The organism is Micromonospora sp. HM5-17, from assembly GCF_003762835.1.
Taxonomy (GTDB): domain Bacteria; phylum Actinomycetota; class Actinomycetes; order Mycobacteriales; family Micromonosporaceae; genus Plantactinospora.
Genome location: NZ_RJWA01000010.1, coordinates 137,325 through 161,305, shown reverse-complemented (window position 1 = coordinate 161,305; position 23,981 = coordinate 137,325). Strand labels below are relative to the sequence as shown.

At 73.2% G+C, this 23,981-nt stretch carries 11 protein-coding genes; 4 read left to right on the top strand and 7 right to left on the bottom strand.

All coding sequences use genetic code 11. The features are described from left to right. Nucleotides 1–24 precede the first annotated feature (24 nt). Nucleotides 25–978 (top strand): PHB depolymerase family esterase, encoded by a 954-nt coding sequence (locus EF879_RS23820; RefSeq protein ID WP_233604701.1) that lies wholly within the window; start codon nucleotides 25–27, stop codon nucleotides 976–978. Nucleotides 979–1,660: 682 nt separating this feature from the next. Here the strand turns inward: EF879_RS23820 and EF879_RS23815 are convergent. The 5 genes from EF879_RS23815 to EF879_RS28675 form a co-directional block, all read right to left on the bottom strand. Continuing rightward, nucleotides 1,661–2,593, bottom strand: coding sequence for an NAD(+)/NADH kinase (locus EF879_RS23815; protein ID WP_123562305.1), 933 nt, complete (start codon nucleotides 2,591–2,593; stop codon nucleotides 1,661–1,663). Nucleotides 2,594–2,602: 9 nt separating this feature from the next. Further along, on the bottom strand, nucleotides 2,603–3,655 hold the full coding sequence (locus tag EF879_RS23810) for an SPFH domain-containing protein (protein WP_123562303.1): 1,053 nt from the start codon (nucleotides 3,653–3,655) through the stop codon (nucleotides 2,603–2,605). 281 nt (nucleotides 3,656–3,936) lie between these two features. Next, entirely contained in the window at nucleotides 3,937–4,692 is a 756-nt protein-coding gene (locus EF879_RS23805) for an ABC transporter permease (protein ID WP_123562357.1), read from the bottom strand. 35 nt (nucleotides 4,693–4,727) lie between these two features. After that, nucleotides 4,728–5,762 (bottom strand): ATP-binding cassette domain-containing protein, encoded by a 1,035-nt coding sequence (locus EF879_RS23800; protein WP_123562355.1) that lies wholly within the window; start codon nucleotides 5,760–5,762, stop codon nucleotides 4,728–4,730. An 86-nt stretch (nucleotides 5,763–5,848) separates the two neighbouring features. Then, nucleotides 5,849–9,061 carry a BTAD domain-containing putative transcriptional regulator gene (locus EF879_RS28675; protein WP_123562301.1) on the bottom strand — a complete coding sequence of 1,071 codons (3,213 nt, stop codon included), beginning with the start codon at nucleotides 9,059–9,061 and terminating at the stop codon, nucleotides 5,849–5,851. A 218-nt stretch (nucleotides 9,062–9,279) separates the two neighbouring features. Between EF879_RS28675 and EF879_RS23790 the strand changes: the two genes are divergently transcribed. The 3 genes from EF879_RS23790 (at nucleotide 9,280) to EF879_RS23780 (ending at nucleotide 13,222) form a co-directional block, all read left to right on the top strand. Then, complete coding sequence (locus EF879_RS23790; RefSeq protein WP_123562299.1) at nucleotides 9,280–9,807, top strand: 2Fe-2S iron-sulfur cluster-binding protein; 528 nt, start codon at nucleotides 9,280–9,282, stop codon at nucleotides 9,805–9,807. Then, nucleotides 9,804–10,793 (top strand): xanthine dehydrogenase family protein subunit M, encoded by a 990-nt coding sequence (locus EF879_RS23785; RefSeq protein WP_123562296.1) that lies wholly within the window; start codon nucleotides 9,804–9,806, stop codon nucleotides 10,791–10,793. The genes EF879_RS23790 and EF879_RS23785 overlap by 4 nt, the downstream gene beginning before the upstream one ends. Before the next feature lie 386 nt (nucleotides 10,794–11,179). Further along, the gene (locus EF879_RS23780) at nucleotides 11,180–13,222 is read left to right on the top strand and encodes an AfsR/SARP family transcriptional regulator (RefSeq protein ID WP_148086542.1); all 2,043 of its coding nucleotides are present in this window, start codon (nucleotides 11,180–11,182) and stop codon (nucleotides 13,220–13,222) included. Between the two features lie 93 nt (nucleotides 13,223–13,315). Here EF879_RS23780 and EF879_RS23775 read toward each other — a convergent pair whose 3' ends face one another. After that, nucleotides 13,316–19,696: an RHS repeat-associated core domain-containing protein gene (locus tag EF879_RS23775; RefSeq protein ID WP_148086541.1), complete on the bottom strand. Its 6,381-nt coding sequence runs from the start codon at nucleotides 19,694–19,696 to the stop codon at nucleotides 13,316–13,318. Nucleotides 19,697–19,891: 195 nt separating this feature from the next. After that, nucleotides 19,892–23,746, bottom strand: a complete 3,855-nt coding sequence (locus EF879_RS23765; RefSeq protein ID WP_148086540.1) for a LamG-like jellyroll fold domain-containing protein — start codon at nucleotides 23,744–23,746, stop codon at nucleotides 19,892–19,894. Nucleotides 23,747–23,981 lie beyond the last annotated feature (235 nt).

Sequence of the window (23,981 nt, the reverse complement as noted above, 5' to 3'; positions counted from 1 at the left end):
GCCATTCGGCGTACGCCGAAAGGGTTGACCCGGCAACGCTCCCGGTTCGAGGGTATGGGCGCCTCGAACCGGGAGGGGGTCAGGGTGCGTCGGATGATCGCCTGGGGCATCTCGCTGGGACTGCTCGGTGGGGTCGCCGCGTGCGGCGATGGCTCGCCCCCGTCCTCACCCGCCCCGTCGGCCAGCACGGTCAGCCAGGTGCCAGGGCCGGGACAGCACGAGTTGACCCTGGTCCACGACGGGACCACCCGCCACTACCGGCTGCACGCCCCGGCAGGCTACGACCCGAACCGGCCCAGCCCGTTGGTGATCGCGCTGCATCCGTATCCCGGCGACGGGCTGAGCCTGAGCCGGATGGTCGGCCTGGACGAGCTCGCCGCGCGGGAGAACTTCCTGGTCGCGTACCCGGACGGGATCAACCGCGGTTTCAACGCCCTCGTCTGCTGCGGTACGGCCGACGACGTCGGCTTCCTGACCGCGCTCACCGAGCATCTGATCCAAACCTGGCGGGTCGATCCGGACCGGGTCTACCTGACCGGCATCTCCAACGGCGGTGACCTGAGCTTCCGGGCGGCCGTCGAGGCGTCCGGCCGGTTCGCCGCGATCGGTGTGGTCAGCGGCGGGTTCATCGGGGACCGGGCGGCGGCAGACGACTACGCGCCCACCCGGCCGGTCTCGGTGATCACGTTCATCGGCGGCCAGGACCGGTACGCCGACGACTTCCGTACCGGGATCGGGACGTGGCAACGGCGGCTGCGCTGCACGCCGGTGACTCCGGCGCCACCACCACCGGCCACGGGGGTCGCGCACACTCGCGCCCGCTGCGCCGACGGCAGCGACGTCGAGGTCTACCTGATCGAGCAGATGGGGCACGCCTGGCCCGGGGCGACCGCCGGCGGCATGGCGGCGCCGGACGCCGGCGTGGTGGCTACCGACCTGATCTGGAGCTTCTTCGCCGCTCACCCGCGCCGTACCTGATCCCCCGCCTCGCCAACCGCCCCGTCGACGCCACCGTATCCGCGCAGGCCGACTGCTTCAGCGCCGCCGAAGCCTGGACGGCGACTACGAAGCCCGGCCTGACAGCTCCACCGTGATGATCACGATCGCCAGGTTCGACAACCTCACCAAACGCCTCATCCACGAGATCACCCACACCCGGCAAACACACGGACTCGCATTACCACGCAAGACCAATCAGTCACCCTCTTTGGGCGACGACCGACCCGCAGGGATCGGCAGATGACATATCAACCGACGCAGTTCTTCCGGGGCTTCTGCCAGGAAAGGCTCGACAGCCCGCCGCACCAATCGCGATGCCACAATTATTTCGACATCGGTGCCCTTGCCGAGGGCGTCAGACAAGATCTACAGGGGCGCAACGATAGACGATTCGACACACGCCGGCAGTGCATCGAGATATTCCGTGTCTTCAGTAAAGACCAAGTCCACAAGTTCTTGCGCGCGCGGACGAAGCATCGAAACATCGAGCTTGCGCAATTCTGCCTCGGCTTCTACCCAGTCTGGCAGCCACGAGGGCAGACCAGCTACACCCACAATCCCCCCATCCCCGATGACATTCGACAGCAAGCAGCTCTTGCGCTCATGGGGTGCACAAGAACGTCGAATCTCGGCACCGCGACGCCCTCCTGGGCATCATCGATCATCGGTCAGGCCGCGACGCCCGCGCCGTCTCGTGCTGGCCGACCGGCTCCACCAGGTGCAGGCGTCGGTCGGCCAGGCCGATGGTGAGCCGCTGTCCCCAGGCCAGGGTCAGGTGGTCCTGCTCGAGCCCGTCGGCGAAGACGACCAGCCGTTCCCGCTCGGCGACGAGCTCCAGGGTCTCACCCGGACCGAGCCGGCCGGCGGTCAGCGCGGCCCCGGTCGACGGGGACGGCCACGCCTCCCGGACGAACCAGCACAGCGCCGGCTCGTCGGGGGCCGGCAGCGCCGGCGCGGCGGCGCGTTCCCGGGCGATCGAGGCGCACCAGCCGGTGGCGCCGGTGCCGGTCCCCACCACCAGCCCGGAGGAGGACTGGCGCTCCCGCCGCCCGTCACCGGTGGAGAGCAGGTAGCGGGCCGACTGGTGGCTCGGGTGCCCGGCGTAGATCTCGTTGAGCCCCAGCAACTCCTGGCCGTCGTCCAGCACCGCTCGGACCATGGTCCGACACCGGATCGGCGCTCGACCGGCCGCCACCAGGGGGAGCAGCCGGGCGACCGCGGTCGGGGCGAACCGCACGAGGACACCGGCGTTGCGGCCCGGCTCCGGGTCGACGCCGATGACCGGCTGCCCGTCGAGGTACTTCGCCACGTTGGCCACCAGGCCGTCCTGCCCTACCGCGAGCACGATGTCCTCGGGGGCGAACGGAAACCGGGCCAGGTCGTCGCGATCGACGTACCCGCGCCGCCAGTCGGCGGGCACGGCCGCCTCCACCACGGTCAGCGCGGCCCGCACCGCGTCGTGGCGGGCCTCGATGTCGGCCAGGTCCCGCCCCCGCTGGCCGAGGTAGTAGCCGGCGGCCGCCCGGGTGCCGTGCTGGGCCAGCAGCTCGTCCCGCTCGCTGCGCCGGCTGACCACGACCACCCGGGGGGGCAAGGGTCGCGCTCATCGGGCGAGTCGGCCGAGCAGGCCGGTCAGGACATCCGGGGTGACGGTGAGCTGGCCGACGTCGGGAAGGTGTCCGGCCATCTCCCGCAGGGCCAGCGCCTGGAGCACCCCGGGTGGCAGATCCCGGTACGCGGCCAGCCGCGCCGCCTCCGCCTCGGCCTCGGCCAGCCCGACCGCACGTACCCCGTCGGCCTTGGCCTCGGCGAGGGTCCGTTCCTTCTCCGCCTCCGCGGCGCCCAGCACCCGGACGCGCTCCGCCGCCGCATTGGCCACCCGTTCCCGCTCGGCCTTGCCCTGCGTCGCCGCCAGCTCCGCCGCGGCCTCCAGCTCCACCTTGCGCCGCGCGTTGGCCCCGTGCTGCTCGACGAGTTGCTGTTCCCGCCGAGCCAGTTCGATCTTGTTCTGGAGTTCGTTCTCCGCGATCGCCCGCTCCTGCTCGACGGCCTGCGCCCGACGGGCGTAGGTGGCCCGGTCGGCCTCGACCTGCACCGCCTCCCGGGTCGGGGTCTGCAACGCCCGTTCCATCTCCGGTTCCGGCCGAACCGCGACCACCCGCGCGCTCACCACCGCCACGCCGATGTCGGTCAGCCGGGCCTCGTCGCGCAGTCCGGCCGAGACCGCCTCGCGCACCGCCGCGATGTCGGTCAGCGCCTCGGCCAGAGGGACCCGGGCCAGCAGGTCGAGCGCCGGCTGCTGGGCCAGCTCGGCGAGGAGCGTGGCGATCTGGTCGAGCGGCCGACCCCGGGCAGCCCCAGTCCGAGGGTCGATCGAGAAGTCCAGCCGGCTCGCCGCCAGCGCCGGGTCAGCGATCCGGTACGTCACCGTGGCCTGCACGGTGACGTCGGCGAAGTCGCTGGTCCGGGCGTGGAAGAGCAGCGGCAGCTCCCGGTCGTCGACCGGCACCGCGCTCAGCACCGCCACCAGTGGCCGATACCAGAACGACTGCCCGGTGCCCTCGTGCCTGACCCGGCCCCGGACATGGTGGCGCACCCAGGTGGTCGGCGTCCCCCGCAGGTGCCGCAGGAACAGCCGCCGCGTCACGTCGGTCATGGCGTCACACCCTCCCCTGTTTTCGTCATATCGACGATAAAAGGGGGGCAGTTTTCGTCAAGCTGGCGATAAATGCTGGCCGCCGTCCACTCACCACTGAACGAGACGCCCGCTGCTCACCACCCCAGGCGGCGTCCGACCGTCGGCGCCGGCGGACCGACGGCCGGATGTCACACCACTCACCCGCTCGGCCGCGGTGTCCGCTCACCCGGTTCAGTCGTTTCCGCTGCTCACCGACCCAGCCGCCGGCAACGGTCACCGGCTCCGCCCGCCGACAACGGTCACCGGCCCAGCCGCTGGTAACGGCGGATGGCCAACGGCGCGAAGACGGCGATCAGTACGAGCGGCCAACCGACCGCCAACAACAGCGGATGCTGTGCGGGCCACGAGTCCCCGCCGGCCCCCGGGTTGCCGAGCAGCTCCCGGGCGACGGCCACCGTGGCCGACAACGGGTTCCAGGCGGCGATCGCGCCGAGCCACCCTGGCATCAGCTCCGGGGCCACGAAGATGTTCGCCAGCGCGGTGAGGGGGAAGGCGAGCGGAAAGACGATCACGCCCACCGTGTCCGGGTTCGGCACCACCAGTCCGAGGAAGATCCCGACCCAGGTCAGGGCGAGCCGCAGCAGCAGGATCAACCCCAGCGCCGCCGCCGCGTCGACCAGGCCGTTGCGCCACCGCCAACCGACCAGCAGGCCGCAGACGACCAGGGTGGCGAGTTCCAGCAGCGCGCGGATCAGATCGGCGCCGGCCCGGCCGGTCAGCAGCGCGGACCGGGCCATCGGGATGGACCGGAACCGGTCCACCACACCCCGGTTGACGTCCATGGCGATCCCGCTCGCGGTCGCGCCGAGGCCGTACAGCATCGTCATCACGAAGACACCCGGCAGCAGGAACTCGCGGTAGCTACCCGCGCCGGGCACGGTCATCCCGTAGCCGAAGACGTAGCCGAAGACCAGCACGAACATGATCGGCAGCGAGAAGTAGATGAAGATCTCCTCCGGCGACCGGACCACATGCGCCATGTTGCGCCCGGTCATCGTCCAGCCGTCGACGACCGCCCAGCGCAGCCTGCTCACCGGGCCACCCCCGCCTCCCGGCGCGGCCCGCCGACCTCGGTCACCGGAACCGGCTCCCCGGCCCGGTCGGACCTGGCCACCGGTCGCGCCGAATGGCCGGTCAGGTGGAGGAACGCCTCGTCCAGGGTCGGTCGGCGCAGGGCGATGTCCTCGACCACCACCGCGGCGGCCTCCAGCGCCCGCATCACGTCGCCCAGCGCGGCGACCCGGTCGGCGACCGGTGCGCCGAGCTGCCGGATCTCGGCGTCGACCGTCACCGGCCCGGCCGCCAGCCGCTCCAGGATCTCGGCGGCGGTGGCCAGGTCGGCCACATCGCGGACCACCAGCTCGATCCGGTCCGCGCCGATCCGCGCCTTCAGCTCGCTCGACGTCCCCTCGGCCACCATCCGACCCGCGTCGATCACGCAGATCCGGTCGGCGAGTTGGTCCGCCTCCTCCAGGTACTGGGTGGTCAGCAGCACCGTCGTCCCGTTCGCGGCCAACTCCCGCACCACCGTCCACAACTGGTTCCGGCTACGCGGGTCGAGGCCGGTGGTCGGCTCGTCGAGGACGAGCAGACGCGGTGTCATGATCATGCTCGCGGCCAGGTCGAGGCGTCGCCGCATCCCGCCGGAGTACGTCCCCGCCGAGCGGTCCGCCACCTCGGCAAGCCCGAAGCGCTCCAACAGTTCGTCGGCCCGCCGCTGGGCGGCGCGGCGCGGCAGGTGGTGCAGCCGGCCGAAGAGGATCAGGTTCTGCCGTCCACTGAGGATCTCGTCGACCGCGGCGTACTGGCCGGTCAGCCCGATCACGTCGCGGACCCGGGCCGCCTGGCGAACCACGTCGTACCCGGCCACCCGGGCCCGGCCGGCGTCGAAGCGCAGCAGTGTGGTCAGGATCCGCACCGCGGTGGTCTTGCCGGCGCCGTTCGGCCCGAGCATCCCGTACACCGTGCCGGCCGGCACGGTCAGGTCGAGCCCGTCGAGGGCCCAGGTCGTCCCGTACCGCTTGCGCAGCCCCTCGGCGACGACCGCTGGTGTCTCGTTGGTCATGCCCCGACGGTCCCGGACGGCGCTGACCGGCCGCGCACCGCGCGCGCACCGCCCGGTCACGACGCCCGACCGGCCGGCGCCGGCCGTCAGGACCGGTTGATCAGCGCGATGGCCTCCGTCCGGGACAGCGCGGCGCCCTGGGCGAAGAGCCGCTCGTACGCCGCGTCGCCGAGCCGCTCGCGCACCGCGCCCGCCACCGGTGTGCCCGCGACGATGGCCGCCGAACCCGCCGCGCCCCGCACCGCCGTCACCGCCCCGAGCAGCAGACCCGCCCGCTCGGGATCGCCGTCGCGCAGCACCGGCCCGAGCCAGCCCTCGAGCGCGGTCCTCAGCGTGGCCTCCTCCCAGAGGCCCAGCGGGGCGACCAGCACCTGGCGGTACCGGGCCCGGGCCTCGCGCAGATCCCCGGCGGCCTCGGCGAGCTGCCCGAGCGTGACCAGGGCGGCCAGCCGCACCTCCTCGGCACCGAACCAGCCGGTCGGACACTCGGCGAGGCTCTGCTCGGCCAGCCGCCGGGCCAGGTCCCGGTCCCCCCGGATCCGGGCGATCTCCGCCCGCCCGCGGTAGGCCGCGGCGCGCAGCTCCGGCGCCCCGGCCCGCACGGCGAGGTCCGTCACCCGCCGGTAGTCGGCGTCCGCGCCGGCCGGGTCACCGACGCTGACCCGCCCGTCGGCCCGGGTCCGCAGCAACTCCGCCATGTCCAGGGTGGAGTCGAGTTCGTCCACCAGCCGCAGCGCCTCGGCCAGCAGCGGAGCCGGGTCGCGGTCGCCCCGACGGTACGCCAGCTCGATCATGCTGGTGAGCGTGAGCACCGTACCCCAGCGCTCGCCGAGGGCGCGGAATCGCCCCAGGGCCTGGTCGAACTGGTTCCACGCCTCGTCGTGACGGTGCGCGAACATCGCCATCATCCCGGCGCCGAGCGCCCCGAGCGCCAGGCTCCACGGTTCGGAGCCGACGATCGCAACCCACTGTGCGGGTGCGTCCCGCAGCGAGACCGGCAGGTCCACGGGTGGGCCGGTGGCGACACCGGACAGATAGAGCAGAAACGGGTGCCGGGGCGGGTGGCCGAGGCTCCACAGGATGCCGCCGACGTGGGCGACGTCGTGCGTCGCGGTACCGTGGCCGCCGAGTGAGGCCTGCAGGACGCAGAGCACGTACTCCTCGTCCAGTCCGGGCGGCGGTCCGGAGCCGAGCCGGGCGACGAGCTGGCCGGCGAGTGCCGCCCCCTCGCCCCGCAGGCCGCGCAGCCACCAGTAGAACGACAGGGCGGCGACCAGCCGCAACGCCGTCTCGACATCGCCGCCGGCGAGCGCGCGGCGCAGCGCGACGTGGAGGTTGTCGCGCTCGGCGTCCAGCCGCCGCAACCACGTCAGCTGGTCGGCCCCCCGCAGCCCGCGGTCCGCGGTCCGGGCCAGATCCAGGAAGTAGGCCGCGTGTGCCCTCCGCAGCGGTTCCGCCTCCCCGGCCTCCACCAGCCGCTCGGCGCAGAAGGCGCGGATGGTCTCCAGCATCCGGTACCGGCCGCCGACCGCCTCGACCAGGGACTTGTCCACCAGGCCGGTCAGCACGTCGAGCACGTCCGCGTCGTCGGACAGGCCGCAGACCCGCTCGATCGCGTCCAGGGTGCCGCCACCGGCGAAGACGGTCATCCGGCGCGCCAGCCGACGCTCGGTGTCGTCGAGCAGATCCCAGCTCCACCGCACCACGGCCCGGAGGGTCTGGTGCCGGGGCTCGGCGACCCGGCTGCCCCGGCTCAACAGCCGGAACCGGTCGTCGAGCCGGGCCGCGATCTCGGCGACCGGCAGCACCCGCAGCCGGGCCGCGGCGAGCTCGATGGCCAGGGGCAGGCCGTCGAGGGTACGGCAGATCCGCAGCACCGCGTCGACGTTGTCGTCGTCGACGTCGAAGCCCGGTACGACGTCCGCGGCGCGGTCGACGAAGAGCCGGACGGCCGCGTAGTCGCGGGCCCGCGCCGGGGTGACGTCCGTCGCCGGCAGCCGGAGACCGGAGACCGGGCACATCGCCTCACCGGTGATCCCGAGCGGTTCCCGACTGGTGGCGAGGATCCGCACCCCGGGACACGCACCGAGCAGCCGGGCGACGAGCCGGGCCGCCTCGGCGACCACGTGCTCGCAGTTGTCCAGCACCAGCAGCAGCCGCCGGTCGGCGAGCGCCGCGACCAGCCGGTCGGTGACGTCGGGCGGGCCGCCTGGTGCGCGCAGACCGGCGTCGCGGAGGTTGAGGGCGGCCAGCACCGCCTGCGCCACCTCCGCCCCGTCGGTCAGCGCCGCCAGTTCGACCAGCCGGACCTCCCCGGCGTGCTGGCCGGCCGCCTCGATCGCCAGCCGCGTCTTGCCGACGCCGCCCGGGCCGTGCAGCGTGACGAGCCGGGCCTCGTCGAGCAGCTTGCCGACCCGCCTCAGCTCGTCCTCCCGTCCGACGAAGCTGCTGAGCTGGGCGGGCAGTCCGGTGCCGGACGGCCTGCCACCGGGCGTGGGCGGCCGGGCAGCCGACGCCGGCGGATGAGCAGCCGACACCGGCGGACCGGCGTCCGGCGCCGGCCCATCCCGGAGGAGCGCCAGGTGCAGCGCGGCCAACTCCGGGGAGGGGTCGGTGCCAAGCTCCTCGGCGAGGAGACGCCGGCCCTCGGCGAAGACGGCGAGCGCCTCGGCCCGCCGGCCGGCCGCGTGCAGGGCCCGCATCAGCTGGCCGCGCAGCCGTTCCCGCAGCGGGTACGCGGCCACCAGGTCACGCAGCTCGCCGATGGCCGACCCCGATGCGCCGAGTCCCAGTTCCGCCTCGACCCGATCCTCGACCGCGCCGAGGCGCAGCTCGACCAGGCGCGCCACCTGCGCCGCCGCGAACGGCGCGTCGCGGACATCCGCCAACGGCTCGCCCCGCCACAGCTCGAGCGCCGCGCGCAGCAGTTCCGCGGCGGACCGCGGGTCGCCCGAGGCCAGCGCCCGCTGCCCCGCGCCGACCAGGCGGGTGAACCGGTGGACGTCGACCTCCTCCGGATCGACCGCGAGCCGATAGCCCGCCGGGTGGAACTCCAGCGACGGCCCCGCCCCGTCGGCCAGGAGCTGGCGCAGCCGGGAGACCTGGGACTGCAAGGCGTTTCCAGCCCGACCCGGTGGCCGGTCGCCGTAGAGTCCGTGGATCAGCCGGTCGGCGCCGACCACCCGGTCGGCGTCCAGCAGGAGCAGCACCAGCAGGGCGCGGAGCCGGGCACCGCCCACGGCCAGCCGGCGGCCGTCGGCGGCGTACACCTCGGTGGCGCCCAGGATGCGAAACCGCATGGCCCCGATTCTCCCGTAACCGGGACAGCCGACCGCCGGAATGCACCCGCGGCCAACCGGGGCCGTGGGCTCGTCGGCCGGACCGCGGTGACCGCCGATCCGCCACGGGCCGGGGTGAGAGCGTCCGCGAGGGCTTTGCCGTTTCCCGTCCGATCAGCCCGGTGATATGACTACTTTTGTAGGCATTCGCTCTGTTTGGCGGGGAAGGAGGCCGGAGCATGGACGTCGAGGTCACCCTCCGGGTCGACGGCGCGGAGCACCGGCTCACCGTCGACACCCGGACGACCCTGCTCGACGCCCTCCGGGAACGGCTGGGCAACACCAGCCCGAAGAAGGGCTGCGACCACGGTCAGTGCGGAGCCTGCACGATCCTGCTCGACGGCCGACGGGTCAACAGCTGCCTGGCGTTCGCCGTGGCCCACGACGGCGCCGAGATCGTCACCGCCGCCGGGCTCGCCGCCGACGGCGAGCTCCACCCGATGCAGCAGTGCTTCATCCGGTACGACGCCTTCCAGTGCGGCTACTGCACCCCGGGGCAGATCGTCTCCGCGGTTGCCATGCTCCGCGAGGCCGAGGCGGGCTGGCCGAGCGCGGTGACGATGGACAGTCCGGACGGGGATCCGGCGGACGGGCGTCCCATCCGCCTCGACGCGGACGAGATCCGGGAGCGGATGAGCGGCAACCTCTGCCGCTGCGCGGCGTACGCGAACATCGTGCCGGCGATCGAGGAACTCGCCCGGCGATGAGACCCTTCCGCTACACCCGCGCCGACGACGTCTCCGGCGCCGTCGCCCTCCTCGCCGAAACGCCGAACGCGGCCTTCCTCGGCGGCGGGACCAACCTGGTGGACCTGATGAAGCTCGACGTGGCCACGCCGGAGCTGCTCGTCGACGTACGCCGGCTCACCTCGACCCGGGTCGAGGAGCTGCCCGACGGTGGGCTCCGGATCGGCGCCGCCACCCCGAACAGCGACCTGGCCGCCGATCCGCTGGTCCGGCGCCGGTACCCGCTGCTCTCCCAGGCGCTGCTCTCCGGTGCCTCCGGCCAGCTGCGCAACCTGGCCACCGCCGGAGGGAACCTGCTGCAACGCACCCGCTGTGTCTACTTCCAGGACGTCACCACACCCTGCAACAAGCGCCAGCCCGGCACCGGCTGCTCGGCTATCGAGGGACACCACCGGGAACTGGCCATCCTCGGCATCTCCCCCGCCTGTGTCGCCACCCATCCCTCCGACTTCGCGGTCGCACTCGCCGCCCTGGACGCGGTGGTGCGGACCGTCGGCCCGGCCGGCGAGCGGAGCATCCCCCTGGTCGACCTGCACCGGCTGCCCGGGGACGAGCCGCAGCGGGACACGGTACTGGGGCACGGCGAGCTGATCACCGCCATCGACGTACCGCCGCTGCCCTTCGCCGGCCACTCGCGGTACCGGAAGGTGCGCGACCGGGCGTCGTACGCCTTCGCGCTGGTCTCGGTGGCAGCGGCGCTCGACGTGGCGGACGGCACGGTCCGGGACGTCCGCATCGCGCTCGGCGGGGTGGCCCACAAGCCGTGGCGGGCGCGCCTGGCCGAGGAGATGCTCCGGGGCCGCCCCGCGACCGAGGAGCGGTTCCGGCAGGCCGCCACGGCCGAACTCGCCGCCGCCACCCCACTGCCGGACAACGCGTTCAAGGTCCCGCTGGCCCGCAACACCCTGACCCGTACGCTGCTGGACCTGACAACCACGACGGGGTGATCGGTGTCACATCGACTGGCTCGACCCCGTCGACCCAGGTCACCCAGCCCCGGGCAGACAGAGTGTCCGGTCAATGTCCACCCGTCTTCCTGGTCTGCCAGCCGTACTGCTGAGATCGTCTATTCAGGACGACCACAAGGCGGTGGACCATCGACACGTCGACGGCGTCGCGGGCGGTACGGGACGTCGCGCTCACGGTAGCCGGGCCCGCAGACCCCCTGCCGAACGGCCACACCTCCACTCCGGCCGCGGCCGCTCCAGAACGCGGCGCGGCGCCCCGGTCCGACGCCGCGCCACCGCGGCCCGCCTCGGATACCCAGGGCGGCGAGCCCGGCATCTCGTTCGGCATCCTCGGGCCGCTCGAGGTGCACGGTCACGCCGGACCGGTGACGCCACGCGGGGCGCGCCAGCGGATCGTCCTCGCGGCCCTGCTGCTCCGGGCCAACACGGTGGTCACGGTCGACGACCTCATCGACTGTGCGTGGCCCGACCGGGCGCCGGCCACCGCCCGGGAACAGATACTGACGATCGTCTCCGGCGTACGACGCCTGCTCGGTGACTCCGAGCGCCCGCCGCACACGCGCCTGGTGGTCACCCGTAGCCCCGGTTACCTGCTGCGGGTCGGGCCGGGCCAGCTCGACGCACACCGGTTCGAGGGCCTGGTGATGGAGGCGGAGCGGGCGCTGGCCTGCGGGCGGGCGGCCGACGCCGCCACGTCACTGCGCGCCGCGCTGGCCCTCTGGCGGGGACGTGCGCTCGCGGACGTGGCCGGGCCGTTCGCCGCGAACGAGGCGCACCGGCTGACCGAACTACGGTTGAGCACGGTGGAGAAACTGGTCGAGGTGGAGTTCGGCCTCGGCCGGCACCTGGACATCCTGCCGGAGCTGGCCGGCATGGTCGCCGAGCACCCGCTGCGGGAACGGCTGCGCGGGCAGCTCATGATCGCGCTGCACGCCGTCGGGCGGACCGCGGAGGCACTGGCCATCTACCGGGCCGGCCGGCAGGTGATGGTCCGGGAACTCGGCCTGGAACCCGGCCCGGAGTTGCGCGCGATCGAACACGCGATTCTGGCGGAGGCCGGACCGGGCGGCCCGGCGGCGGGCGGCGCGGCCCCGCCCGGCGCTCGGGACACCACGAGCCGCACGTCGCCCAGCCCGGCCGCGGTCCACGCGGACCGGGCGGCCGGGGGGAGGAGCCCGCACCGCCCCGACGGTCCGCGCGGGCAGGGCTCGGTCGGCACCGGGTCCGGTGGCGCGGCGCCCGCCGCCTCCTCCGGCAGACCGATCTCCACCACCGGGCCCGGTGCCGGCACACCGGCCGGCACCGCCGATGGACCGCCCGGCCCCGGCTGGCAGGTGCCCCGGCAGCTTCCGGCCGACCTCACCGATTTCGTCGGCCGGCGGAACGAGATCGCCGGCATCCGACAGCACGTGGTATCCCACGCCACCGACCCGACCGGCACCGCACCGGCGGTGGTGGCGATCACCGGACAACCGGGAGTCGGCAAGAGCAGCCTGGCGGTACGGGTCGGACACCTGCTGCGGGGCGCATTTCCGGACGGGCAGTTGCACGTTCGCCTGGCCGGCACGGCGGGACCACCGGTCCGGCCCGCCGACGCCCTCGCCTCGATGATCGTGGCCCTCGGGGTTCCGGCCGGCGCGCTACCGCGGTCGGTGACGGACCGAGCGGCGCTCTACCGCACGCTGCTCGCCGATCGGCGGGTACTGGTGGTGCTCGACGACGCCGCCGACGCGGCGCAGGTCCGCCCGTTGCTGCCCGGTAGCCGGGGCTGCGCGGTGCTGATCACCGCCCGCCGGGACCTGGCCGACCTCGCCGGCGCGCACCACGTACGCCTCGGGGTGCTCCCCGGCCCGGACGCCACCGCGCTGCTGGCCGCCACCGCGGGTACGGACCGGATCGCCCTCGAACACGCGGCGGCGCGCCGGATCGTCGACCTCTGCGCCGGGCTGCCGCTGACGGTACGGATCGCTGGCGCCGTGCTGGCCGCCCGGCCCCATCGGTCGGTGGCGGAGCTGGCCGACCGGCTCGCCGACCCGCGGCGCCGCCTCGACGAACTGCGGATCGGCGACCTGGACGTACGAGCCGACCTGACCGCGACCCTGGACGCCCTGCCGCCGGAGCTGGCCGCGGCGGCCCGTCGGCTGGCCGCGCTGGACCCGCCCAGGTTCGGCATCCGGGAGGCCGCCGCCGCACTGAACGCGGCGCCCCCGGACGCCGAGACGCTGCTCGAGGACCTCATGCAGCGGCACCTGGTCGGCTACGCCGGCCGGGACAGCCGGGGCGAGTCGCGGTTCCGCCTCGCCGAACTGGTCCGGTGGTACCTGTGCGCGCCGAGGCACCCGACGGACCCGGTCGAGGCTCGGCCGGACGCGACACCGCAGCTCCCGACCCACCGGACACCAACCTGATCGTCGGCCGAACACGGCCCCGGGCGGCGACCGGTGTGGTCGCCGCCCGGGGCCGCGCCGGCTGGTGCCCCGGCGCCGGGGAGACTACTGCTCTCAGCCGCCGAGCGGCTGCGGTGCGTTCAGCCCCGGCTCCCAGCTCAACGTCGCCGGGCCCTGCAGCGCCCAGCCGAAGCCGGCGCTGTAGCCGCCGAAGTAGTAGAAGCCGTTGTTGTCGCTGCGCTGCCCGAAGCCGCCGTGCCCGCCCAGCAGCCCACGCGCCACGGTGACCGCGGCGAGCTGGCTACGCTGCTCGTCCACGGTGGCCGTGGAGTAGCCGATCGAGATGCCGCCGTAGCCCCGCGCGGCGCCGCCGATTTTCTGGAGCCACGGCAGCTTCCGCAACGGGCTGGGGTCACTGCCGCTGCTTATCCCGCCGGTGAGGGTCACGCTCCAGGTCCCGCCCTGCTGCCCGACGTTGATGCAGAACATCAGGCACAGCGACGCGCTGACGTACATGTGGTTGTAGAGATGGGACTGGGCGGCCGCGACCAGCGCACCGGACACCTTGAGCGCGGTACTGGCCGCCGAGACGGCCGTCGAGACGGCGGCACCGGTCTTCCGTGCCGCCCGGTGCGCCACGGAGGCGGTCTTCTTCGTCGCCGAGGAGACCTTCTTCGCGGTCCACCTGGCCGCCGAGACGACCTTGCGCTTCGCGGCCCTCACCACCGACCTCACCCGGTCGCGCACCGCCGTCGCTCTCCGTTTGTACTCCTTGATCACGGCGCGGGCCTTCTTCACCGCCCGCTTGAGGGCTGACTTGACCTTCTTGGCGACCTTCTTCGCCGCCGCCTTGACCCGCTTGACCGTCTTCTTGACGCTGCGGACGACCTTCTTGACCTTCTTCTTGACCTTCCGGACGACCTTCTTGACCTTCTTCTTGATCTTCTTGCCCAGCTTCTTGACCCACTTCGGCCAGCGTCCGTCGGCGTCGTTCGCGCTGATCGGGTTGTTGTTGGCGTACGAGTAGCCGTTCATCTGTTGCGGATCGCTGGCGTTGAGGACCGGGTCCACCGAGATGAACCGGCCGGTTCTCGGGTCGTACTCCCGGGCACCGAGGTGGATCAGGCCGGTCGACGGGTCGACCGTGCCGCCGACATAGCCGCGTTCGTTGGGCCAGGCCGTGACCCCGGGGCCGCGCGACTCGCCGAACGGCAGGTGGTAGCGGCGCTGCACGTCGGTCAGGTCGGCGGCGTTCACGGTGAGGTACGCGGTGCCGTGCTGGTCGGTGATCTGGAAGGAGAGTCCCTGGGCGGTACGCACCGCGGTGACGTCGCCGAGGTCGTACTGGCGGGTGACCGAGACCGTGGCGCCGGCGGTGTTCGGCACGGTCAGCTCGGTCTTGCCGAGGTAGAGGGTGGTGCCCTCCGGCGCCCGCCGGATCAGCCGGTTGCCGTCGGCGTCGTAGAGGTACTCGGTGGTCTTCCCGCCCTCGGTGACCGTGGCCAGGTGTCCCTCCGCATCCCAGCTCAGGGTCTGGGTGGACCCGTCGACCGTACGCCGGATGGTGTTGCCGGCCGCGTCGTAGGCGAAGCTGTCGGTCTGCCCGTCACCGGTGACCGAGTCCAGCGCGTGCGGCCGGGCCGACCCGGCGGTCGGGTACCGGTAGGTGCGCGTGGTCCGGGTGCCGCTGTTCGGCTGCACCACCGTCTCGGTGCGCCGGTTGCCCACCGTGTCGTAGCTCCACTGCCGCCAGTACGGCGCCGCACCACCGATCACCCCCGGGGTGGGCTCCCCCGCGCACCCGTCGGTGGCCGTCCACGCCTCGGTCAGCCGTTGCAGGTGGTCGTAGGTGAAGCACTGCACGTCGGCGGGGCGGCCGGCCGGCGTGTCCGCGATCCGGGTGATGTTGCCGGACGGGTCGTAGGTGTAGGCGATATCCGCCAGGCTGGGCTCGGTGGTGCTGCGGTCGGTCCGGCTGCGGATCAACCGGCGGGTGCCCTCCTCGTAGAAGTAGCTCTGCACCAGTTGCCGGCCGCTGCCCGTGGAGAGGGTGAGCTGGGACAGCTCGTCGTACTCGGTGTAGCTGGCGGCGGTGAGCATGGTGCCCAGGCCGCTCTGCGCGCTGGTCAGCCGCCCGTACCGGTCGTAGCCGTAGCGCACGGTCTCCTTGGGCAGCCCACCGGCCGCCGGGTAGGAGACCAGCAGCGGCAGCCCGGTCGGGGTGTAGCCGGTGTCCACCTGGTAGGTGCCGGCCAGCGCGCCCTCCACGGCCGGGATGGTGAACGTGCTGCCCAGCGAGCGGTACCGCCGGTCGTAGCCGTTGACCGCCGCGGTGTAGGCGTGGCCGTCGACGTACCGGGTGGCGGTGGCGAGCTGGCCCCGGACCACGGTGCCGTTGGCCAGCGTGTCGTAGGTCCACTCGGCCCGTTTCGGACCGGACAGCGAGCCCTCGTACAGCCCGGTGCGGCGGCCGAGCGCGTCGTACTCGTAGGCCAGGGTCACGCCCCGGGCGTCGGTGCTGGTGAGCAGCTGATCGGCGGCGTCGTAGGTGAAGGTGGTGACGCCCCGGTCCGGGTCCTCCTCCCTGATCTTGCGGCCCCGCACGTCGTAGGTGTAGCGCCAGGTGTTACCGGCCGGGTCGACCAGCTCGGTCAGCAGCCCGCCGGCACCGTACCGGTAGCGCGTGGCGTCGTACTCGCCGGTGGGCGACCGCCCGGCGTACTGCCGCAGCTCGACCATCTTCTCGTCGGCGTCGTAGATGGTGGTGGTCACGGTCTCGCCGGCCGGCGGGATGACGTGGACCCGGTCCCCGCCGTACGCGGTGGTGGTGCGCCACCTCTCGACGCCGTAGGAGAGGAAGATCTCCGCGATCGCCCGGTCGGCACCGTCGTACACGGTCACCGTCTGGCCGGGCACCGCGTTGTCGTTGACCACGAACAGCGTGCTGCCGGCGGTGCCGGAGGTCCAGTACTCGTCGTTCTCGCGCACCTGCAGTCCGCGCGAGTCGTAGAAGGTGTCGGTGATCAACCGACCGCCGTCGGGCGCCGGCGTCTGGGTCTGCCGGGGTCGCAACCGCCCGTCGAAGAACTCGTAGACGACGTCGTAGCTGCCGTCGTCGCGGATCTCCTCGGAGGTCACCACGTTCGGGGCGTCGGTGCGGATCAGGTAGGAGAACCGCTGGTTGGGGCTCTGCCCGTCCGCCCGGGACCGGTCCGGCTGCCACACCGCGGTCACCCGGCCCAGCGGGTCGTAGGTCATCTCGGTGCGTCGTCCGTTCGCGTCGGTCAGCATGACCGGCTCGCCCCAGGCCGGTTCCAGGGTGGTGGTGTCGACGTGGCCCAGCGGGTTGGTCATCGTGACCGCGGTGACCGGACCGCCGCTGGCCGGCGTGTACGCCATCGTGGTGCGCCGACCCAGCGCGTCGTACGACTCCAGCTCCCGGCCGTACTCGTCGTACACGGACCGCTCGACGAGCACGTAGGTGGGGGTGTTTCCGGTGTACGAGGCGACCTCCTGGGTCATGGTCACGTCGCCCCTGGTCGGTGCCGCACCCAGGGTGGTCGACCCGTCATAGAAGGTCAGCTCGTCGGAGACGACGTCCGCCGGATAGGAGGGGGTGGCCGAGCAGGGCACCTGCACGGTTTCCTCCCGCGCCTCGAACTCGATCAGCCAGAGTTCGGTGTTGCGGGCGTACGTGATCCGGGTGCACTGGTCGTCGTCGGGGTCCGCCAGGTCGCCGCGGTCGTCGATCTGGGTGGGCAGTCCGTAGCGGTCGTAGGTGGTCCGGGTCTCGGTACGCCGCAAGCCGCCGCCTTCGAGGACGGTGCGCTCCCGCTCCGCGGCCACCTCGACCACGTGCGCGGTGGTGCTGCCCCGGGTCGCGGTGGCGGGCGAGATCCACGGGTCGTAGATCGTGCCGGACAGTTCACTGCCGTCGACCTCGGTGTAGGTGATCTCCTCCCGGGCGAACCCGGCCAACGCCGCGTGATCAGGCAGCGGGATGCCCTCGGAGTCCGTCACCGACACCGACCGGGTGCCGGTGGGCAGCTTGTCGCCGTCCATGCCGCGGAAGTAGAGGACCTCGCTCAGCGAGCGCACCCCGCCCTCCGCGCCACCGATGGTGCGCACCCGGGCATAGCCGCGCCACTGGCTCCACGTCCGGTACTTCTCCGGCACCAGCGCGTTGTCGTCGTAGTGCCACGCGGCGCCGCCGAGATACTCGTAGTCGGTCTGCTCGATCCCGGCCACCCCGGCGACGTCGTCCTCCAGCACCTGGGTCACGACGTACTTGTGGAACCAGTCCAACACGGGCTTCGGCTCGCCCTCCGGCACCCAGTAGGCCGGGAAGCACCGCCGGGTGTTCGACTCCGGCGCCGGCAGGGTCGACCGGGTGCAGTCCTTCCCCGAGTAGTTCACCCGCACGTGCCCGCCCGACTCGTCGTACACGTCGGTGACCCGCCACTTGTACATCGGTGGGATACCCTCGGCGGCGTCCACCCGGTTCTCGAACTGCAACCCCTGGAACGTCACCGGCGGCATCGACGCGGTACCGCCGACGTGCCCGCGCCGCGTGACCGAGGCCAGCCAGAGCGACGGCGACGTCCCGTCCCCCGGGTCCCGGAACTGCCAGCCGAACGTCCAGGAGTCCACGTCCCGGTAGCCGCTGCCCGAGCGCAGCTTGGTGGTCACCGTGGCCAGCCGCTTGCGGGTCCAGAACGTCGGCGCGAACAGGCCCGTGCACGCCTTGCCGGCGTCGCAGTTCTGGTCGTACGGCACGTCCGGCCAGTTCTTGGCGGTGTCCTTGGTGATGGTGCCGGTGCCGCAGGTCGCGCCCTCGGCGCACCGCTCCTCCACGGTGAACTCCACCCGCATCGGCGCGGGGGCGGTGTACAGGCTGTCCGCCCGCTGGCCGTAGTCGATCCGCGTCAGGTAGCCGGCCCGGTGGTACGGGGTCCCCGCGCTCGCCGTGCGGTTGCGCCCGTAGCGGTTCGTCTCCGTCTGGTAGAAGTACGACGTGGCGTTCTCGTTCGGGTCCACCACGTAGTCCAGGTTCCACCGCCACGCCTGGGTGCAGTACGACGTGGCGAACGTCGAGCCGTGGCAGGGTTCTCCGGGGTCGTCGCCGAACACCGGAACCGTCCAGGTCGAGTTGGTCACCTCGCGGCCGGTGGACCAGCCCGGCAGCCGGTGCAGTCCGAAGAAGTACTGCGTGCCGTCGGGATCGGTGATCTTCCAGTACTCGCCGTCGTTGTCGCCGTTGGCCGCTCCGGTCAGTAGCTGCACCCGGGAGCCGTCGTCGTCCCGGGGTCGCCACGTCCCGGTCGCGGTGTCCCGGATCAGCTCCACAGACCGGCCGTTCAGCGCCAGGAAAGCGTTGTCGCTGTCCCAGCACAGGTCGTACGGCTTGGGCGAGAACGACACGTCGTCCGAGCACGACTTGTAGCGCCGCTCGATGTAGTCGGTGCCCAGGTCCCAGCCCTCGCCCACCCACGAGGTCTGGTTGTTCGTCGACACCGTCCGGCCGTCGATGGTGCCGGACGAGTACTCCAGCTCCAGCTCCGGCTCCGGGCCGCCCAGCCCGGGTGGCACGTCCAGCGGGTACGACCAGGCGAAATCACCGGACGAGCCACCGGCGCTCCACGACGACGACGCGGACAGCGGCGTCGCGGTGAAGTCTCCCGAACTGCCCGACGGCGCGGCGGTGACCGCCAGCACCTGGGTCGCACCGGACATCGGCACGTCGGCGCGCACCCGGCCCGCCCGCACGTCGTTGCGGCTCGGCAGCGCCTGCCCGGTCTGACACTCCGCGCGCTCCGGGGTGGACGCCGCACACGCCGGCAGCGCCACCAGACGCAGCCGGGCCGCCCAGTCGCCGCCGTAGGCGGACCGGAACCCCGAATAGTCCACCTCCACCGGGACCCGACCACCCGACGCACCGCCTGCCGAGGCCCGGCCGACGGTCGGGGTCACCGTCACCAGCAGCCCGCGCACCCCGGCGCGCTCCGCCGCCGCCTGGTCCAGCACCTCGATCCGGAGCCGGTCCGGCGCGCCGGTCCCGGTCGCCGCGCCCACCCGCACCGGCAGGTCGCCGGCCTGGGTCCACTGGACGACCGAACCATCGGTGCGGGCGTTGCGCCCCGGGCCCGCCGGTCCGGACGAGCCGGCCGGCACCGCGACCTCGGCGCTACCGGCCGCCGGCCAGGTGACCCGCGGCGCGCTCCGCAGGACCGAGTCGGCCGCCGGATCCGCCGGTCGGGCCCGGGGCACCAGGTCCCGCCCCGGCACCGGCCGGTCCTTCTGGCCAGTGGGCCGCCACCCGGGCGCCACGCCGGGCGCCGCGTTCGCGGGCACGCCGAGCCCGCCGACCGCCACCGCGCCGGCCACGACCGCCGCGACCACCCGGGCCGCCCGGCGCCGTGCCGGGCCCGACAGGTCCCAGCTGAACCGCCAGCGACGGCGGCGCCGCGCCGGCCTTCCGGTTGATGTGATCTGCATGCTGCTCCTCCTGGCACCGGGCGGGCGGACCTCCACCGGCGGTGGCGGGCCCCGGGGGGTCGGGGCCCGCCGACGACCGGCTGGGGGTCGGGCGCGGGTGGTGGGCGACCGGCGGTGGGGGTGCCCACCGGTCGGATCCGGGGTGGACGATCGGTTCGGGTGGCGGGCGGCGGTGCTGATCGACCGGCGCCGCCGCTAGCTGAAAATCACGTCGGCGAAGTAGTTGGCTCCGGCGGTGACTCCGGTGGGGAACGCCGGTGTGGCGGAGTAGGCGTAGACGCCGTTCGGTGCGGCCAGCGCGATCAGCGGTCCGGCGACGAACGGCGAACCGGTGAAGTACTTGCGCATCACGGTGAACCGGCCGGAGCTGGTGTGGTACGAGACCACGTAGGTGCGGCCGGGCTCCACCGGCACCGGCTCGTCGAGCCGTACCTCCTGCCAGCCGGACGCGGTCTCGGTGGTGGGGGTGACCCGGGCCAGCACCGCGCCCGTGCCGTCCCACAGGGTCAGGGTGTGCCGACCGGTGTCCCCGGCGCCCTTGAGGAACCGCAACCCGACGATGCTGCCCGCCCGTGAGGTGGTGAACCGCAGGCCCAGGTCGACCGGTTCCGTCTCCGGGACCACCTCGTGCCGCGGGATGACGTCGCCCGGCCAGAAGCTCGACTCGGTCGGCACCGGCACCGCGACGTCGGCGTACAGCCCGTAGATCTCCTGGTCGGTGAGCACGCCGGAGATCGCCTGCACCTCGTCGACCGCGCCACTGAACTCCTCGGGCGCGGTGCTGCCGGGCAGCCGGCCGGCGCCGAGGCGCAGCGGCCCGGTGGCGTTGACCACGCCGGTGTACGCGGCCTCGCCGGCGATCTGCCCGTCGACGTAGAGCCGGATCCGCTGGTCCTTCGCGTCGTACACCGCCGCCAGGTGGGTCCACACCCCGGTGGTGGGCGGGGCGAACAGGTCGACCGCGGTGACCACGGTGGCGGAGAGTGAGTCGGCCGTGGGTACCCGCACCGACCAGCGGTATCCGCCGGTGTCCGGGTCCAGCGAGTACCCGAGGTTGAAGCCGCTGACCTGGGTGCCGTCCTGGCTGACCGCCACCTCGTTGCGGCCCACCGGACCGGGGCGGAGCCAGGCCGCGACGGTGTAGCTGGAGTCGGTACGCACCACCGGGCCGGCGGTGACCGCGGTCCCGCCGGAGAACTGCAGCGCGTTGCCGCGCACGCCGGCGGTCCGGGCCACGCCGCCGGAGAGGGTCACCGGGTGTCGGCCGAGCGCGTCCGCACCGGTCGTGCCGGAGGTCTCGTCCAGCTCCCACCGTCCCTCCGGCCGGGACACCTGCTGGATCTCACCGGGCAGCAGGGGTCGGTCGTACACCGCGACCTCGTCGATCTGCCCCGGCCAGTACTCGCCGAAGACGCCGCCCACCTTGGACCGCCCGATCTGCAACGGACCGGTCGCGGCCCACGGTTGGGCGGTGAAGGCGGTCTCCCCCTGGAGCAGGCCGTTGACATAGAGCCGGATCTGCCCGGCCGCGGCGTCGTAGACCCCGATCAGGTGGGTCCAGACGCCCAGCACCGGCGCGCTGGTCGAGATGGCTCGTACGTACGTCGGTGAGTCGCCGTCCACGGTGGTCCGGTTGAAGATCCACCGGTTGTAGGAGGCGGAGTAGTAGAGGGTTATCGCGCTCGCCCGGTTGCCGACCTGGGCCAGCACCACGGAGTTGCGGGACCCGTCGATGAGCCGTACCCAGGCGCTCACCGACAGAGACCGGGTGGTGTCCAGCACCGGGCCGGCGGTCGCCGCGTACCCGTCGACGCCGTCGAGGTGCAGCGCGCCGCTGTACCGCCCGTCGCCCCAGCTCGCACCGCCGCTCAGCGGGGCGTGCCGGCCCGCCGGCGAGGAGTCCACCGCCACCGTGCCGTCCCCGGTCTCGTCCAGGCTCCACTCACCCACCGGTCCGGCGGGCGGGGCGGCGTAGAAGACCACGGTGGCGACCTCGGACCGGTTGCCCGCGGTGTTCACCGCCCGGACGTGGATCCAGTTGACGTACCGGTCCGGGACCAGGGCCACCGTCGCGGCGCCGCCGGTCTGCGCCGGCTGCGCGGTGCCGCTGAGCGAGGTCGCGTCGCCGTTGAGCACGTACTCGTACCGGGCCACGGTGTCCCCGCCGTTCGCGCCGAACGTCACGGAGACCGGGTCGCCCATCACCGCCGTACCGGAGCCGTTGTCCGGGAACGCCGCGGAGCTGACCGTGGGGATGGGTGGCCGACTGGTGTCGATCTGGAACTCGCACCAGTCACTCCAGGCGCTCATGTCCAGGCCGTCCTCGGCGCGTACCCGCCACCGGCCGATCGCGCCGTTCGCGAAATGCCCCTCCGGGATGGTGGCGGCCACCGTGGTCGGGGTGCCGCCGGCCACCGAGGGCGAGACGTACGTGCCGAGCGGCGCGGTCCCGTCCAGCGTCCACCATTCGAACCGGGCGGTCACCGCGTTGTCCGGGTCCTTGACCGTGGCCCGCAGCGTCGGGGTGGTCCGGCCGATGAGCAGTCGACCGTCACCGGTGGTGCAGACCGCCGAACCCTCGGTGGTCAGGTTGGTCGGCGTGCCCGGCGCGGAGTTGTACACGATGGTGAGGCTCGGGTTGTTTCGGAACTTCTTCCAGGACAGCGTGTCCTTGTTCTTCTCCGCGCTCTGCGACGCCCGCAGTCCCTGGGTGATCGAGTTCGCGCCGTTGGCGGCCGCCTTGGTGACGTGTGCCGTCACGTCGAACTCCACCCCGCCGGCCGGACAGCTCGACGAGTAGCCCTTCGCCACGCTGACGTACGCCAACCGGCTGATCCAGGCCGGCTGCGCCTTCCAGGTGGTGGACGACGAGATGTCGCCGGTCTCCCAGGCCTCCACCTGCCGGGCCGTGCAGGACCGGGACCACGTCTCGTACGTCTGCAGCGTGGCCTTGACGATCCGCTTGCCCTTGACACCGCTGGTGTCGAACCGGAAGAACGACCGGGTCTGCTTGCCGTCCGTGGCGTCGTACCCGACCCGGGCCACCTTCTCCGAGCTGCCCAGGTTGGCGCCGTTGTAGAAGGACGTGGTCGGGTAGTTGCTCCACACCTGGGTCCACGCGGTGCGCGCGCCGGTCCAGGCCGGCGGCTCGGCGAGCAGCGGGTAGGCGGCGTCCGGTGCGGTCAGCGTGGAGCGGTCCAGGGTGAGGGCGAGGCCGTCCGGCTCGATTCGGGCGCCGGAGACGACGACGCGCGACATCCGGTCCGATCCGGCCGGCCGGGCGAGCGCCGCCGCACCACGGTCCGCCGCCGGGTCCCGGTCGGCCGCCGCGGCCGCGCCGGCCGGGGCCACCGCCTGGAACACCGCCGTGCCGTCCGGGGCGAGGGCGGTGAGCCCGCCGGCCGGGGCGGCGCGCAGCACCAGACCGGTGGTACGGGCGACGAGGCGCAGCGTGCCCAGGGCCGGGTTCCGGGCCGCCTGCGCGGTGCGTACCACCAGCGCCGGGGCGAACCCCTCGACGTCGGCCCGCAGCGTCAGGTCCACCCCGGGCAGCACGTCCCGGTAGGTGGCCGTGTCCCCGGTCAGTGTCGGGGCGGGCAGTCGACCGGGCCAGGTCAGCGCCAACTCCCGGTCGCCGGAGCGCAGTCGGACCAGCGGGGCGGTCCCACCACCGGAGAAGGACATCTCCAGGCTCGCCGCCACCGGGGCGACCCGGCCGTCGGCGGTACGCCGCAACGTCGTGTCCACGCCTCGCCAGCCGTTCCGGTCACGCACCCGTACCGGCAGCGCGTGCACCTGGGCGGTGAACGTGCCGTCGGGGTTCGCGTACACCTGCCGGGTCGGCGTCGTCAGCGCACCGACCTCCACCCGCTGCCCGGACCGGACGGCGGCACGCCGCGCCGCCGACTCGTCCAGCCCCGCGGTGGGCGGCGCGGCCCACCCGGCGGGCGCCGCGGGGGCGATCGGCCCGACCAGGCCGGCCAGCAGGGTCGCCACGGCGACCAGCGGAATCCACCGCCGCCGGGGTACGGATGGGGTCGGAACTGGCATGGCGCACCCTCCCTCTGCCTCGATCGAGAAGGCTGCCGAAGTGGACGATCATCGAACTATCGATCTCCTATCGCCGCGCTACCCGGAATATTTCCGGCCGTGGCCCGACAGCCGCGGTCGATATTCCGGCGATCGTCCAGGGGTGGGCGCGCGGCGAACGGCGCGTGGACGAGGAACGACGAGGGATGACGAGGGGCCGAGTCGGCACAGCTCGGCGAGGGATCGCGGCGTCGAC

Bases quoted from the DNA above. Each gene is read 5' to 3' on its own strand.
- EF879_RS23810 (WP_123562303.1), bottom strand. From the start codon at position 3,655: ATGACCGACGTGACGCGGCGGCTGTTCCTGCGGCACCTGCGGGGGACG.
- EF879_RS23805 (WP_123562357.1), bottom strand. From the start codon at position 4,692: ATGACCGGGCGCAACATGGCGCATGTGGTCCGGTCGCCGGAGGAGATC.
- EF879_RS23800 (WP_123562355.1), bottom strand. From the start codon at position 5,762: ATGACCAACGAGACACCAGCGGTCGTCGCCGAGGGGCTGCGCAAGCGG.
- EF879_RS28675 (WP_123562301.1), bottom strand. From the start codon at position 9,061: ATGCGGTTTCGCATCCTGGGCGCCACCGAGGTGTACGCCGCCGACGGC.
- EF879_RS23790 (WP_123562299.1), top strand. From the start codon at position 9,280: ATGGACGTCGAGGTCACCCTCCGGGTCGACGGCGCGGAGCACCGGCTC.
- EF879_RS23785 (WP_123562296.1), top strand. From the start codon at position 9,804: ATGAGACCCTTCCGCTACACCCGCGCCGACGACGTCTCCGGCGCCGTC.
- EF879_RS23775 (WP_148086541.1), bottom strand. From the start codon at position 19,696: ATGCAGATCACATCAACCGGAAGGCCGGCGCGGCGCCGCCGTCGCTGG.
- EF879_RS23765 (WP_148086540.1), bottom strand. From the start codon at position 23,746: ATGCCAGTTCCGACCCCATCCGTACCCCGGCGGCGGTGGATTCCGCTG.